The organism is Variovorax sp. BGA-UO-ETr-C22, from assembly GCF_059567965.1.
Genome location: NZ_JCAQPA010000006.1, coordinates 59763 through 73207, shown reverse-complemented (window position 1 = coordinate 73207; position 13445 = coordinate 59763). Strand labels below are relative to the sequence as shown.

Sequence of the window (13445 nt, the reverse complement as noted above, 5' to 3'; positions counted from 1 at the left end):
CCAGACACAGTAAACGCTTTCCATGAAATCAAAGGCATTCGCTCGTCGCCGAACGCTTGTCGATGACAACCTCGGTGAGCGCCTTGCGATGCAGGTAGCAGTGCACGTTGCGCACGACGGTTTCAACCCGGCGCGTTTCCAGTGCATCCGTCCATCCCGCGGCATGCGGTGTCATCACCAGGTTGTCCAAAGTTTCGAACGCCAGGCTGCCGGGCGCGCCCACCATCGAAGACGGCGGCGGATACGTGTACCAGGTGTCAACGATGGCACCACGAATTTCGCGCCGTTGAAGTGCTCCAAAGAGTGACGCCTCGTTGACGACCGGCCCACGTGCGACGTTGATCAGGATGGCGTTCGACTTCATGCGAGACAGCTCATCCTTGTCGATCAGGTTCAGCGTTTCTGCGCCACCCGGTACACACAGAAGAACATAGTCGCTCTGCGCAAGGAGGGTCGGCAGAGCCTCCATGCCGCGCCACCAGTTCAGCTCGCGGGAGACGCCGGGCGATCGACTCACGGCGATCGCCTGCATTCGAAACGCAGCGGCCAATTGAGCGACACGCTGGCCGATTCTTCCGTAGCCCACCAGGCCGATGGTCTTGCCTTGCAACTCGCCGTGCTTGCGACCGACAACGGAGCCGCCGCCCCAGGTCCATCGGTGCTGCCTCAATTCGGCATCCATCTCGCGGAATGGAATCTCGGCGTTCAAGATGGCGCCCATCACGTACTCGGCAATGGGATCGCTGCCGTTGCTGACGTTGCAGACCACCGAGTTGGCTGGCACCCACTCGGAGCGCAACCAGTCGACACCCGAGAACGGGAGAATGGTCAGGCCGAGCCGGCGGCTGGCGGCGAAGGTCGCTTCAACACCGAGGCCTTGTGCGTGTCGCGCCCATTCGGCAGATCCGATCAGGATTTCGGCCGCAGCTGCCTTGCGCGTCAAGCCTTCCATGCCCTCTTCGGCGCACCATGACTCGGCAACCCAACCGGGGCCGAGACAAGCCAACAGAGGTTCCTTGAAGACCTGGCTGTAGCGCCCAGCCAGTAGCAGTGTGCGAGGTGCTGGTGTCATGGCCTTCATACCTTCGGGATACCCAGTCGATCGACCAACTGCTTGTAGAGCGCGATGTCGGCAGCGATCAACGCCTTGGTCTGCGCTGCGGTGCGATAGACGTAGCCGAGGTCTCGCTCGCGGAGCCAATCCTGCGTCGACCGCAGCCTGGCGGCCTTCGCCAGCACCGTGGCGTAGTAGTCAACCACATGATCCGGAGTGCCCGCAGCTACCGCAGCGACGATCCAGGATTCACCGGTATAGCCCCTGACACCGAGTTGCGCGGTCGTCGGCACACCCGGGAGCGAGGCGAGAGGCTGGCTTGCACCAAGTACAAGACCTCGCAATTTGCCCGACCGGATGAGGGCATGCGCTGCCGACACATCCAGCATTCCAACGTCGACGGCGTTTGCCAACAAGGCGGATGCCACTTCACTGCCACCCTTGTACGGAATGGCCGTCATCTTCATGCCCACTGTCTCGTTGAGCCATTCGGCTTGCAGCTGCAAGGCCGTGGAGCCGGTGCCCAGGTTCAGGGTCCTGGGATGAGCCTGTGCTTTCAGGACCAGGTCTTCGAAGCTCTTGATTCCCGAGGATGCCCCCGTCACAAGCACAACGGGCCCCGTTGCCAGGACGCCCACTGGTACGAAGTCCGTCAGGGGATCGTAGGGCAAGCTCTTGGCGATGGCGGCGTTCACTGCAAGCGTCGACGAACTCCCGATCAGCAGCGAATATCCGTCGCGCGCAGAGGCGAGCACGTTCTGTGCACCGATCAGGCCACTCGCACCAGGCCTGTTGTCAGGAACCACCGGCTGGCCCGAGAGTTCTGCCAGAGCCTTGGCATACACGCGGCCGACGAGATCGGCGGCGCCCGATGGAGGAAATGGAATGACCATGCGAATGGGCCGCACGGGAAAGGCATCGCTCTGCGCCGACGCCGCCCATGCACCTGTAGTCCACACCGCCAGACCGGCGGTCACGAGCTGCATGGCGGATCGCCGACTCAGGTGGGTCGAGCGATCAGGAGCCCCTGGATGTCTCTCGGTAAGTGTTCGATTCATATCGTGTCCCGTGAATGTTCAATGCGCCCTGCACTGACAGATCAAGCGAAGGTCCAGGCTCCGCAACGCTGCGGGCCTGATGTAGAAGGCGTTCAACGACCCTGAAACACCGGAACGCGGCGTTGTGCGGCAGCCCTCACGCCCTCCAGAAAGTCGGGATGCCGAAACTGCTCGAGTTGAACCGCGCACTCATGGCGATTCACTTGCATCACGTGGTCCGCGAATCCCGCTCGCAACGTGCGCCTCGTGCTTTGGACGGCACCGGGCGCCGAGCGCGCAATCTCTTCCGCCATGGCCAGTGCCGTGGCAAACGGGCCTTGATCCTCGGAAAGAGCGTCGATCAACCCCAGCGCCAATGCCTGCTGCGCACTGACCCGCTCGCCCGTGTAGAGCATCCAGGCTGCCTTTTGCGCACCGACGATGCGCGGCAAGGTGTGGCTGATTCCGAAACCGGGATGAATGCCCAGTCGGTTGAAGTTGGCGCTGAGCCGGGACTGGGGCGATCCCACGCGGAAGTCAGCGACCAGGGCAAGCCCCAATCCGGCGCCGATGGCAGCGCCCTGTATCGCCGCAACGATGGGTTTCCTGTTCGAGAAAAGCCGCATGGCCTGCGCATAGAACGGCGACGGGTCGAGCGCCGCGCTGTTTTCGGTTCGGTCGAAATTCGCTCCAGCGCAAAACACGCTGCCGCCACTGCGCAGAACGATCGAGCGGCAATCCTCGACAGCATCGAGATGCTCGAAACTGTCGGCCAATTCCTTGACGAGCTCGACGTCGACGAAATTGTGCGGGGGATTGTTGATTTCGAGCACGGCAACATGCCCTGTGAGTTCACAGCTGACACGACAAGCATTCATGAAAAGTACCCTCGAGTGCTATTGCGCGGAAACTTCATGGCGCCACAGTGCGTGCTCATCGTGCAGCCGTCGGCGCTGAACCTTGTTCACTCCGGTGTCCCGAGGGAGGCTCGCGATCTGGATGATTTCAACGGGCCGCATGATGCTCGGCAAACGTTGAATTGCTGCAAGCGTCTTCTCCAGGTCAATTCGAGGATCTGCAATCCACAAGACAACGCGTTGACCGCTCACCGCGTCCGCTCTCGACCAGATCGCGAACTCGGACAACTCCGCTTCTTTTTCCAAAGAGCGTTCCACGAAATCGATCGGAACGTATTCGCCGTTGACCCGGATGGATTCGCTCATCCGCTCGATGAAGACAAGGTTTCCAAGGTGGTCGACGCGGCCTCGGTCGCCCGTGTGAAACCAGTCGTCAGCATCCGTCGAGGGGTCCAACATTCCGTCGCGAAGGTAGCCAGAAAACAGCGTGTCCGCCTCCCGCGCTCTGACATGGATTTCCCCCTCTTCGGATATCTTGAATTCGGCGTCGAAACGCACGCGCCCGGCGTAGTGGGTAGGGCCTTCTTCCGCCAAGGAGCGGTCGCCTGCGCGAACATGCCATGTATGACAAAGCCCACCGGCTTCGGTGGACCCATACGCCGTGATTCCAATGGGGATTCCGAACATGCCCAGGAATTCGCTGATGGCGCCAAACACCACGCGCACCTTATGGCCCGCGCTTGCGTCGACATCCGCTTCCTTCATCAGCATCTGAAGGGGCGTGACATGCAGAACGAGTGCGGTCGCGCCGATCTGCTTCACGGTGCTCCAGAAATTCTGTGCGGCAAAACGCTGTGTCCCCAGAACGCCCGCGCCTGCAGTCCAGGCAGCCACGACACCGTAGCCCAGAGGGTTGATATGGAACATCGGCATCGGCGCAAAGACAACGTCATTGCGAACGTAGCCGAGAGAGTCGGCAATGAAGCGGCCCAGCCTGATGAAATAAGAGTGGCTCAGTGCGCAAAACTTGGGGCGACCCGAGGTGCCCGAGGTATGCATATAGCACGCGATCTCCGAGCCGTCGCAGGCCAGCCCCGTCAAGAGCGCATCGCCCTCGACTGGCACGTCTGATTTGCCTGATCTCGGGATCTCGGCACTCTTTACAACCAAATGGCCGGACCACGCGTTTCGTGCATCGATAGAAGCCCAGTTCGGATGAGTGGGTGCGCGGTACGTGTCATCGAAAAATGCAACGGCATCTGGATTCAGATCAAGCAGCATTTCCCTGATCAGGTCTTGAGGGTAGTGCGGATTGATGAGTGCCGTGCGGACGCCGTGCAACTGGCAAGCCATCCAAAAGATCAAGTAGTGCTCGCTGGTGACTCCAACAAAAGCCACTGTTTGTCCCTTGAGAATGGCGCCAGACATCGATGCGCAAAGCGTCTGCGCCGTCTTGAAAGCATCTGCCATGGGGGCCGACACCTTGTCTGTGCCGAACACCGCTTCAGGCGATCGTCGAACGGCGTCCTGGATCAAGAGCGCCAGATTACGGATATTTTGATTGAGCATTGCTTGGGTTCTCCGCAGGATATTTGAAGCGTTTCGCCACCACTGTCTTCTTCAGAAGAAGATGGGCAGCGACCTTTGTGTCAGTCGACCGATTTGCAGGCTGCTTTTCAATCAACCCAACTCCATTCGGCCAATGTATTTACCGATCGTGTTCTTCAATATTTCCACCGACCCTCCCCCGATCTCAGCAACCTTGGCATCCCGCCAATAGCGATTGAAAGGCGAATTCACAGCCGTTCCGTATGCGCCGCAAACCTGAATGGCCTGGGACGTCACCCGGTTGGCAACGGAACAGCAAAACAGCTTTGCTTCACTGGCGTAGCGCTCGGGCTCGCGCTGCGCCTCCAATGCGTCAGCCGCCGAGTACAGCAACAGGCGGGCGGCGTCGATGTCCGTGAGCATTTCTGCGAAATACCATTGGATTCCTTGAAAATCGAAGACCGATTGCCCGAAGGCCTTTCGGTTTTTGACGTAGGCAAGGGATTCGTCGAATGCTGCACGCGCCATTCCAATGACCATGGCCGCGTTGAGCGTGCGCGAATAGTTCAGATTGCGCAGCACGACTTTCAGGCCTCCACCCGGCTCGCCGAGAAGGTATTCGTAGGGCAACCGAACGTTCTCGAGTTTGAGTTCCACGTGTGGCCCGTTTCGCCCGCCAAAGGTCTCGCTCCTCTCGCCAACAAAGGTGCTCACGCCAGGTATTTCTCGCGGAACTGCAAAAACCCCTAGTCCTTTCTCGGTTTGGGCCAAGATGATGAACAGATCGGCACCACTCCCCGATGTAATGAATGATTTTTGGCCGGACAGGATCCAGTGATCGTTTTCGAGCACCGCCTTGGTGTCCAAGGAACGGATGTCGCTGCCATGGTTTTGCTCAGTCAGCGCATAGGCCGCTGTCAAGCCCTGAGAAAATTTCGGCAAGAACTCGTTCTTTAGCTTTTCGTTGCCAGATCGCAAAATTGCGTTCTGCGCCTGGAAATTGGAATTCAGAGAAATTCCGACAGAGGCACTGGCCACCCCAATTTCTTCGAAAAACGAAACCACTCGCCGGAATGAGCATCCGCCACCTCCATATTCTTGAGGGACGATCAACGCATTCAGGCCCTGTTTTGCCGCTTGCTCCACGACATCGGAGGGGTATGCGTCATCCCGATCGAGTTGAGCCGCAGCGGGCTTTGCGTAGGTTTGGGCAAAGGCGCGAAATTCATTCACGGCTTGTGCAGGTTCAAATTCCGTCCACAGCGGCATTTTTATCTCCTATCTTGTCAATCAAGGGGTAAGGCTTTTGATTCCGTATCAACCAGAAATCTGGGAGCTTCAATTCGCGCGGCCTCTACGGCAGGGATTGAGAGCAGCTCGCGCGCGGCTGCGTCGCGTGGCCGGCGGATTCAGCAGGGAGAGAGTTCGGCACAGAAGCGCTGGATGCGCTTGCAGGCTTCGACCAGGCTCTGCGTGCTCGCGGCGTACGAAACGCGGAAGTGACCGGGCATGCCGAATGCGCTTCCATGCACAACGCCGACGCCTTCTGCGGCAAGAAGCTCCAGCACGAATGTCGCGTCGTCCTGAATCAACTGGCCACTGGGCGCTCGTTTCCCGAAGGTTCCGGCGCACGATGGAAATACATAGAAGGCGCCCTCGGGTCGTGCGCATGCGAGGCCAACGCAGGCATCGAGTTGGTCAACGACCAGGTCTCGGCGTTGCCTGAAGACTTCGCGCCTCGCCGCCAGAAAATCCTGTGGGCCTTGCAGCGCCGCCACAGCCGCCCATTGCGCGACGGAACTGGCGGCGGATGTCACCTGCCCCTGGACCACGTCCATCGCCTTGATCAAGGAGGCCGGCCCGGCGCCATAGCCGATGCGCCACCCCGTCATCGCATAGGCTTTCGAAACGCCATTGACGATCAGCGTCCGCTCCCGCAGCCGCGGCTCCACGGCTGCAATGGTTGCGAACTCGAACGCGTCGTACACCAGGTGCTCGTAGATGTCGTCGCTCATGACCCAGACGTGCTCATGACGCAGCAGGACCTCTGCAAGCGCACGCAGTTCATCGCGCGTGTAGGCTGCGCCGGAGGGGTTCCCTGGCGAGTTGAGAACGACCCATTTCGTTCGGGGAGTGATGTGCCGCTCGAGCGCTTCCGGTGTCAGCCTCAGGCCGTTGGCGGCGGTCGTCTGCGCGATGACGGAGGTCGCTCCGCACAGGGCCACGAGCTCCGGATACGAGACCCAGTAGGGCGCGGGAATCAGCACCTCGTCGTGCGCGTTGAGCGTGGCCATGAACGCATTCGCGATGACCTGCTTGCCGCCATTGCTGATGATGATTTCATCGCGCGTGTAGACAACGCCGTTCTCCCGCTGGAACTTCTCGACGACGGCATCACGCAACTCGGGAATGCCGTGGGTCGGCGTGTACCTGGTCTTGCCGCCAGTGAGTGCGCGGATGGCAGCCACCTGAACATGCTCGGGTGTCTCGAAGTCGGGCTCGCCCGTGCTGAGCGCAATCACGTCGCGGCCCTGCGCGGCAAGCTCGCGAGCCCGCTGCGTGGCGGCAATGGTGCTCGACGGTTTGATGCGAGCCAGAGACTTGGAAAGAAAATTGGACATGACGACTCCTGTGCAGCTGCGCACAATCGGCTTGATCGGAATGCGGCCGGGACTCAGGGTCGCCGAACTTCGGCGATGAATTTCCGGGCGCGGGGGTGTTGTGGATTGGCGAAGAACTGATCGGGAACGGCACGCTCGACGATCGCCCCCGCGTCCATGAACAGGATTCGGTCGGCCACTTCTTTCGCGAAACCCATCTCGTGGGTCACGCACATCATGGTCATGCCATCCAAGGCCAGCTGCTTCATGACGGCCAGGACCTCACCCACCATCTCAGGGTCCAGCGCGCTCGTGGGTTCATCGAAAAGCATCACCGGCGGACGCATCGCGAGCGCTCTGGCAATCGCCACACGCTGCTGCTGGCCTCCCGAGAGCTGTGGGGGGTAGGCATCCGCCTTGTGCGCCAAGCCAACCTTCACCAGCAACTCCATTGCGCGCTCGCGCGCCTCGCTCTGGCTCACCTTCGCCACCGTCATGGGCGCCAGCTCGAGATTGCGCATGACACTCAAATGGGGGAAAAGGTTGAAGCTCTGGAAGACGAAGCCGATGCGACTGCGCAAGCTGTTCACGTCCGTCTTCGGGTTGTGCACGTCTTCGCCGTTGACCATGACGCGGCCCTTCGAAATCGGCTCCAGCCGATTGACCGTTCGGATCAACGTGGACTTGCCGGAACCCGAGGGTCCGCACACCACCACCACCTCGCCCTGCTTGACGGTTTCGTTGATCTGGTTGAGGGCTTGATAGCCGCCGTAGAACTTGTCCACGTTGTCGAAGGTGATCATGTCGTGGTCTCTTTGGACACCAGGCGCTGGAGGGGGGTCGGCACGTCGGGCGTGCAGCGTGCTTGGTTCAACTTCTTCTCCAACCGGGAGACAGCCAATCCCAGCGCCCAGCACAGGACGAAATAGGTGATGGCCAGAATCAGATACACCTGAAATGGACGGGTGAGCAGTTGGGCGTTGATCTGGTAGGCCGAGTAGGTCAGTTCGCCGACGCTGATGATGTAGCCGAGCGACGTGTTCTTGATCAGGTTGATCAACTGGTTCAGGATGCTCGGGATCATGTTGACGAGCGCCTGCGGCAGGATCACCTTGCGCATCGTTGCAAAGTAGGTCATCCCCAACGATCGGGCGGCCTCGACCTGGCCCTTGGGGACGGCCACGATGCCCGCCTTCACGACCTCCCCCATGAAGGCGAGCTCGTAGACGACAAGGGCGACGATCAAGGTGGTGATCCCGGAGATGCTGTGCCCCACGACCATCGGCACGATGAAGTAGGCCCAGAAGATCAGCATCAGGACAGGCAGGCCGCGCACGGCGTAGACGACAGCGGTCGCCGGGTACTGAACGGCCTTGATGGGGGACGTTCGGGCCACCCCCATCACGACGGCGAGGGGAAACGAAAGCAGCAGCCCGGACACGGCGAGAAACAGCGTGAGCGCCAAGCCGCCAACGGGACCATTCGGAAATTGGCCGACCAGGAGCAGAAGGCCATAGTCGTGGAGGATGTCGATCATCGGACACCTCGCAGCGGATCCAGGCGAACGCTCCAGGCGTGGCCGATGCCCATCAGCGCGAACGAGCAGACCCAGTAGAAGATCGACGCAATGGCGTAGACCTCGAAGGTGCGAAAACTCTCGCTCTCGATCTGGTGGGCCGCATAGGTCAGTTCGGCGAGGCCGATCGCCATGGCCAAGCTCGTCGCCTTGAACAGCCCGAGGGACTGGTTGGTCAAGGGCGGCACTGCGACGCGAAGTGCCTGCGGAAGAACGACGAAGCGCATCGCCTTGGCGTAGGACAGGCCCAGCGCTCGCGCCGCCTCCATCTGCGTGGGCGACAGGGACCGCACACCACTGCGCAGATCCTCCGACATGAAGGCCGCCGCGTTCAGCGTCAGCGCGATCCAGACGAAGATGAATTCACTCCCATGGGCGTTGATCCACGCCTGCCAGGCCTCGGGCAGCACCTGAGGCACGCCGAAGTACCAGATGAAGATCTGGACCAGGCCAGGCACGTTCCGGTGATAGCCAACGAACCCTTTGGAGACGGCATGGAGTCCGGCCAGACCGGACTGCCGCATGGAAACGACGACAAGTGCCAGAAGGAGGCCCGACACCCATGCAGCCGCGAAGAGCACGAGTGTGTTGCACGCGCCAGCGATCAACCAGTCCAGATAGCGGCCGTTCAACACGGCCCCGAAATTCAGATCAAGCATGGATGCGCTCGTGGCTCTGATTTGCGAGCTTGATCAAAACGCACTGAGCGGCGTCAGCTTCTTCTCGCGAACGATCTTCAGCTTCGTGTCGGGCCCGAACCACTTGCGCCACAACGCGTCGAGTTCCCCAGACGACTCCATGTCGCGCAGCGCCTTGTTCACCGCATCGAGCAGTTCGCTCTCGCCTTTCTTCACACCCAGGCCCGTGGGCTCGTAGACGAGGGACTCGTCGAGGAAGCGGAACTTGCCCGAGCTTTCGTGGAGCAGTCGCGCGCCAGGCGCTTGAGAAATGGCATAGGCCTGAACCTTTCCCTGTGCGAGCGCCAGAAAGGCCATGGTGCCGTCCTGGTAGGTCACCACTTCGGAACCCGCAAGCTTGTTGCGAGCGTTGAGCTCCGAGGTCGAGCCCTTGTTGGCGGCGATCTTCTTCCCGGCAAGGTCGGCGAACGTCTGGATGGGCGAATTGCTCGCCACGATGATCTTCAAGGGCAGCTGGTAGTAGATGTCCGAGAAGGCGATCTGCTCGGCACGCTCCTTCGTGTAGCCCAGGGAGGCCGCCACCACATCCACACGCCCCAGCGCCAACTCGGGAATGCGGGCTTCGACGGAAATCGGGCGGTGCTCCAGTTCAACGTGGAGGTGCTTTGCGAGGCTCTTGCACGTATCCACGTCGAAGCCGACGTACTCGCGGGTGGCAGGGTTCTGAAACGCAAGGGGTTCCGCCCCCGTCAGCGTGGCGCACACCAGCCTGGAGCGCGCCTTGATGTCGCTGAGACGATCGGCCTGTGCCGTGGTGGCGCAGACGCAAAGAGCGACGGCGATGACGCGAGTGAAAGTCAATCGAAACATGAGCGCAACTCCTGAAGCGGCTAGATGCCAGAGGCCAAGAAATGAGGTGGAAGCCCGCATTCTGGAGACTTTGAAAAATTAAAAAAAACGATTTATTTTTATAGAATTGCATCTGTTTTACACATATTCCCAGGGGGAACCCGCAGTGCATGAAGTCCCACCGGCAGAACGAACATGATGTCGTTCAAGCAACTTGAGGCGATCTATTGGGTGGTCAAGCTTGGCGGCTTCTCGCAGGCCGCGGAGAAGCTTCACACCACGCAGTCGGCGATCTCGCGGCGAGTCCAGGAACTGGAGAGCCTGCTGGACACTTCACTGTTTGACCGCTCTTCACGCGCCGCCCGATTGACGGAGAAGGGGCAGCAGACCTTTGCGATCGCAAAGCGGCTTCTTGCCCAGCGCGACGAGGCGATGGAGCAGCTTGCACAGGCACAGGTTGTCGAGCGAAGACTGCGGATCGGCCTCACCGAACTCACCGCAATGACCTGGTTCCCGCGGCTGGTGGGCATGATGCAGGTCCATCACCCCCGCGTTGTGCTGGAGCCCGACGTCGACGGCAGCGTGACCATTCGCAAGAGACTCCTGGCCGACGAGATTGATCTGGCGATCGTTCCCGACGCGGAAGACGACAGCCGGATCACCAAGAAAGCCATCGGCAAGGTGGTCAGTGCCTGGATGTGCAAGCCCGGCCTGCTGCCTGCGGACAGGACGTTGCGCCTCCACGAGCTGGCCTCGCATCGAATCCTGACCCAGGGCAGCCGCTCGGGGGCGGGCCTCGCCTCGGAGAACTGGTTCAAGTCCTTCGGCCTCACCCCGAAGCAATCGCTGCCCAGCAACAGCATCATTGCCATCATCGGCATGACGGTTTCTGGAATCGGGATCAGTCCCCTTCCTCGTGATTGCCTCGCTCCGATGGTCGACCTGGGCTTGCTGCAACCCATCAAGGTCACGCCGGCAATCCCCGACATCACCTACGTCGCAATGAGCAGGAGCGAGCAGCGAAGCACGTTGATCGACTCCACGGTGCTGCTTGCACAGGAGTGCTGCGACTTCACGCAGGTTTTCCAACCCGGCGCCATCCCCGCCGACGCCCCGGCGCCCCCCAGCTATTGATCGGACTTCGGGAAGCCGCGACGAACCCCGACGTCACCTTGCGCGTGTGGGAAGACGGCGAGCACACGATCTACAACCACGCGTCGGAGCGGACCGCCTTCGTGGCGGACTGGTTTGCTCAGCGGCTCGCGCCGGGTTGACGCTTCGCCCCCGGCCCCTCAAAGCACCCCAGCCTCATCCCCCTGCACACCGTCGTCCAACACCGGCACCTCGCTGGCCACCAGCGGTTGGCCGATGGGCGCGCCGGCCTTCCCCACCTGGACCGCCGCCATGTCGGCGTCGTTGGGGTACTGCCCCGCAATCCAGTAGTCGAACACGCGCCGGACGATCGGCGCCGCGTGCGCCGCGCCGAAGCCCGCGTTCTCGACGATCGCGGCCACCGCGATGGTCGGGTCTTCGGCCGGGGCGAACGCCATGTACAGCGCGTGGTCGCGCTGGCGCGCCTCCAGGGCCTTGCCGCTCGCGCGCGCCTTCGGGCTCAGGCCCACGGCCTGCGAGGTGCCGGTCTTGCCGGCCGAGGTGTACGCGGCGCCCGCGAACACGCGCGTGCCGGTGCCGCCCTTGGTGACCGCCACCATCGCGTCGCGCACCACCTCGACGTGCTTGCGCGCATAGCCCAGGTCCTGGGCCGGGGGTTGGACCTGCCGCACCACCTCGCCGGTCGACGTGTCGCGGATGGCCCGCACCAGGTGCGGCTGGTAGCGCACGCCGCCGTTGGCCAGCGTGGCGTTGGCCGAGGCCAGCTGCAGCATCGTGAAGCTGTTGTAGCCCTGGCCGATGCCCAGTGAAATCGTCTCGCCCGGGTGCCAGGTCTTCATGTCGGCACGCCGGTAGGCCGCGCGCTTCCACGCCCTGCTGGGCAGCACGCCGCGCGACTCGCCCTGCAGGTCGATGCCGGTGAACTGCCCGAAGCCCAGGGGCGCCATGAAGTCGTGGATCAGGTCCACGCCCATCTCGGCGGCCAGCGAATAGAAGTACGTGTTGCTCGAGAACTGGATGGCGCGGTGCATGTCGACGCCGCCCAGCCCGCCCCGGTGGCTGCGGAAGGTGCGCCCGCCGAAGTTGTAGAAGCCCGGGTCGTTCTCCACCTTCTCGGCGCTGCGCTTGCCGGTCTGCAGCGCCGCCATCGCCATGAAGGGCTTGTAGGTGGAGCCCGGCGGGTAGGTGCCGCGCAGCGCGCGGTTCAGCAGCGGGTTGTCGGGCGACTCGGTCAGCGCCTTCCAGTTCTCGGTGTCGATGCCCTCGACGAACAGGTTGGGATCGAACGTGGGCTTGCTCACGAAGGCCAGCACCTCGCCGGTCTTCGGGTCAATGGCCACGAGCGCGCCCCGGCGCTCGCCGAACATGTCTTCCACGAGCTTCTGCAGCTTGATGTCGAGCGACAGCATCACCGTCTGCCCCGGCCTGGCGGGGTGGCGCGACAGGCGGCGCACTGCGTGCCCGCCGGCCGAGGTTTCCATCTGCTCCACGCCGGTCTGGCCGTGCAGCGCCTTTTCGTAGCTCTGCTCGATGCCGACCTTGCCGATGTAGTCGGTGCCGCGGTAGTTGGCGCGCTCGTCTTCGTCCCAGTCGTCCATCGCGGTCTTCTCGCGCTGGTTGATGCGGCCGATGTAGCCGATCACGTGCGCGCCCACCTCGCCGTGCGGGTAGGTGCGAAACAGCCGCGCCCTGATTTCCACGCCGGGGAAGCGGTAGCGCTGCGCCGCGAAACGCGCCACCTCTTCATCGCTCAGGCGGGTGCGAATGGGCAGGGAGTCGAAGCTGCGCGAATCCTCGCGCAGGCGCTGGAAGCGGCGGCGGTCCCTGGGCGTCACTTCGAGCAGCTCGCCCAGCTCGTCGATGACGGTGGCGATGTCGCCCACCTTCGACGGCGTGATCTCCAGCGTGTAGGCGGCGTAGTTGGAGGCCAGCACCACGCCGTTGCGGTCCAGGATCTGCCCGCGGTTGGGCACCACGGGGACGATCGCGGTGCGATTGCTCTCGGCCCGGTCCGCCAGCGTTTCATGGCGCACCACCTGCAGGTAGACCAGCCGCGCGCCGATCAGTCCGAATCCGAACAGCACCGCGCAACCGACCACCACCACGCGGCGGCGAAAAAGAGCGAGCTCGGCGGCGGCATTGCGGATTTCATTCATCGGGCGAAACGGGGGGA

The 13445-nt window shown here is 62.1% G+C and carries 13 protein-coding genes; 2 read left to right on the top strand and 11 right to left on the bottom strand.

Features of this window, described 5'->3' with window-relative positions:
• Window positions 1–28: 28 nt before the first annotated feature.
• From AC57B8_RS02045 to AC57B8_RS02000, 10 genes are all read right to left on the bottom strand, one after another.
• Window positions 29–1072 (bottom strand): NAD(P)-dependent oxidoreductase, encoded by a 1044-nt coding sequence (locus AC57B8_RS02045; protein WP_496478505.1) that lies wholly within the window; start codon window positions 1070–1072, stop codon window positions 29–31.
• 5 nt (window positions 1073–1077) lie between these two features.
• On the bottom strand, window positions 1078–2040 hold the full coding sequence (locus tag AC57B8_RS02040) for a Bug family tripartite tricarboxylate transporter substrate binding protein (protein ID WP_496478504.1): 963 nt from the start codon (window positions 2038–2040) through the stop codon (window positions 1078–1080).
• A 164-nt stretch (window positions 2041–2204) separates the two neighbouring features.
• Entirely contained in the window at window positions 2205–2924 is a 720-nt protein-coding gene (locus AC57B8_RS02035; protein ID WP_496478503.1) for an enoyl-CoA hydratase/isomerase family protein, read from the bottom strand.
• A gap of 63 nt (window positions 2925–2987) precedes the next feature.
• Window positions 2988–4517, bottom strand: coding sequence for a class I adenylate-forming enzyme family protein (locus tag AC57B8_RS02030; RefSeq protein ID WP_496478502.1), 1530 nt, complete (start codon window positions 4515–4517; stop codon window positions 2988–2990).
• 111 nt (window positions 4518–4628) lie between these two features.
• Complete coding sequence (locus tag AC57B8_RS02025) at window positions 4629–5765, bottom strand: acyl-CoA dehydrogenase family protein (protein ID WP_496478501.1); 1137 nt, start codon at window positions 5763–5765, stop codon at window positions 4629–4631.
• A 140-nt stretch (window positions 5766–5905) separates the two neighbouring features.
• Window positions 5906–7117, bottom strand: coding sequence for a pyridoxal phosphate-dependent aminotransferase (locus AC57B8_RS02020; RefSeq protein ID WP_496478500.1), 1212 nt, complete (start codon window positions 7115–7117; stop codon window positions 5906–5908).
• A 53-nt stretch (window positions 7118–7170) separates the two neighbouring features.
• Window positions 7171–7899 carry an ATP-binding cassette domain-containing protein gene (locus tag AC57B8_RS02015; protein ID WP_495260002.1) on the bottom strand — a complete coding sequence of 243 codons (729 nt, stop codon included), beginning with the start codon at window positions 7897–7899 and terminating at the stop codon, window positions 7171–7173.
• Entirely contained in the window at window positions 7896–8633 is a 738-nt protein-coding gene (locus tag AC57B8_RS02010) for an amino acid ABC transporter permease (RefSeq protein ID WP_496478499.1), read from the bottom strand. Before AC57B8_RS02010 ends, AC57B8_RS02015 begins: the two co-directional genes overlap by 4 nt.
• Entirely contained in the window at window positions 8630–9331 is a 702-nt protein-coding gene (locus AC57B8_RS02005; RefSeq protein ID WP_496478498.1) for an amino acid ABC transporter permease, read from the bottom strand. Before AC57B8_RS02005 ends, AC57B8_RS02010 begins: the two co-directional genes overlap by 4 nt.
• A 33-nt stretch (window positions 9332–9364) precedes the next feature.
• Window positions 9365–10180, bottom strand: a complete 816-nt coding sequence (locus AC57B8_RS02000; protein WP_496478497.1) for an ABC transporter substrate-binding protein — start codon at window positions 10178–10180, stop codon at window positions 9365–9367.
• Window positions 10181–10357: 177 nt separating this feature from the next.
• Between AC57B8_RS02000 and AC57B8_RS01995 the strand changes: the two genes are divergently transcribed.
• Both AC57B8_RS01995 and AC57B8_RS01990 read left to right on the top strand, forming a co-directional pair.
• Window positions 10358–11293 (top strand): LysR family transcriptional regulator, encoded by a 936-nt coding sequence (locus AC57B8_RS01995; RefSeq protein WP_496478737.1) that lies wholly within the window; start codon window positions 10358–10360, stop codon window positions 11291–11293.
• A complete protein-coding gene (locus AC57B8_RS01990; protein WP_496478496.1) occupies window positions 11290–11433 on the top strand; it encodes a hypothetical protein in 144 nt (47 codons plus the stop codon). The genes AC57B8_RS01995 and AC57B8_RS01990 overlap by 4 nt, the downstream gene beginning before the upstream one ends.
• 18 nt (window positions 11434–11451) lie before the next feature.
• Here AC57B8_RS01990 and mrdA read toward each other — a convergent pair whose 3' ends face one another.
• Complete coding sequence (gene mrdA, locus AC57B8_RS01985) at window positions 11452–13428, bottom strand: penicillin-binding protein 2 (protein ID WP_496478495.1); 1977 nt, start codon at window positions 13426–13428, stop codon at window positions 11452–11454.
• Window positions 13429–13445: the final 17 nt, after the last annotated feature.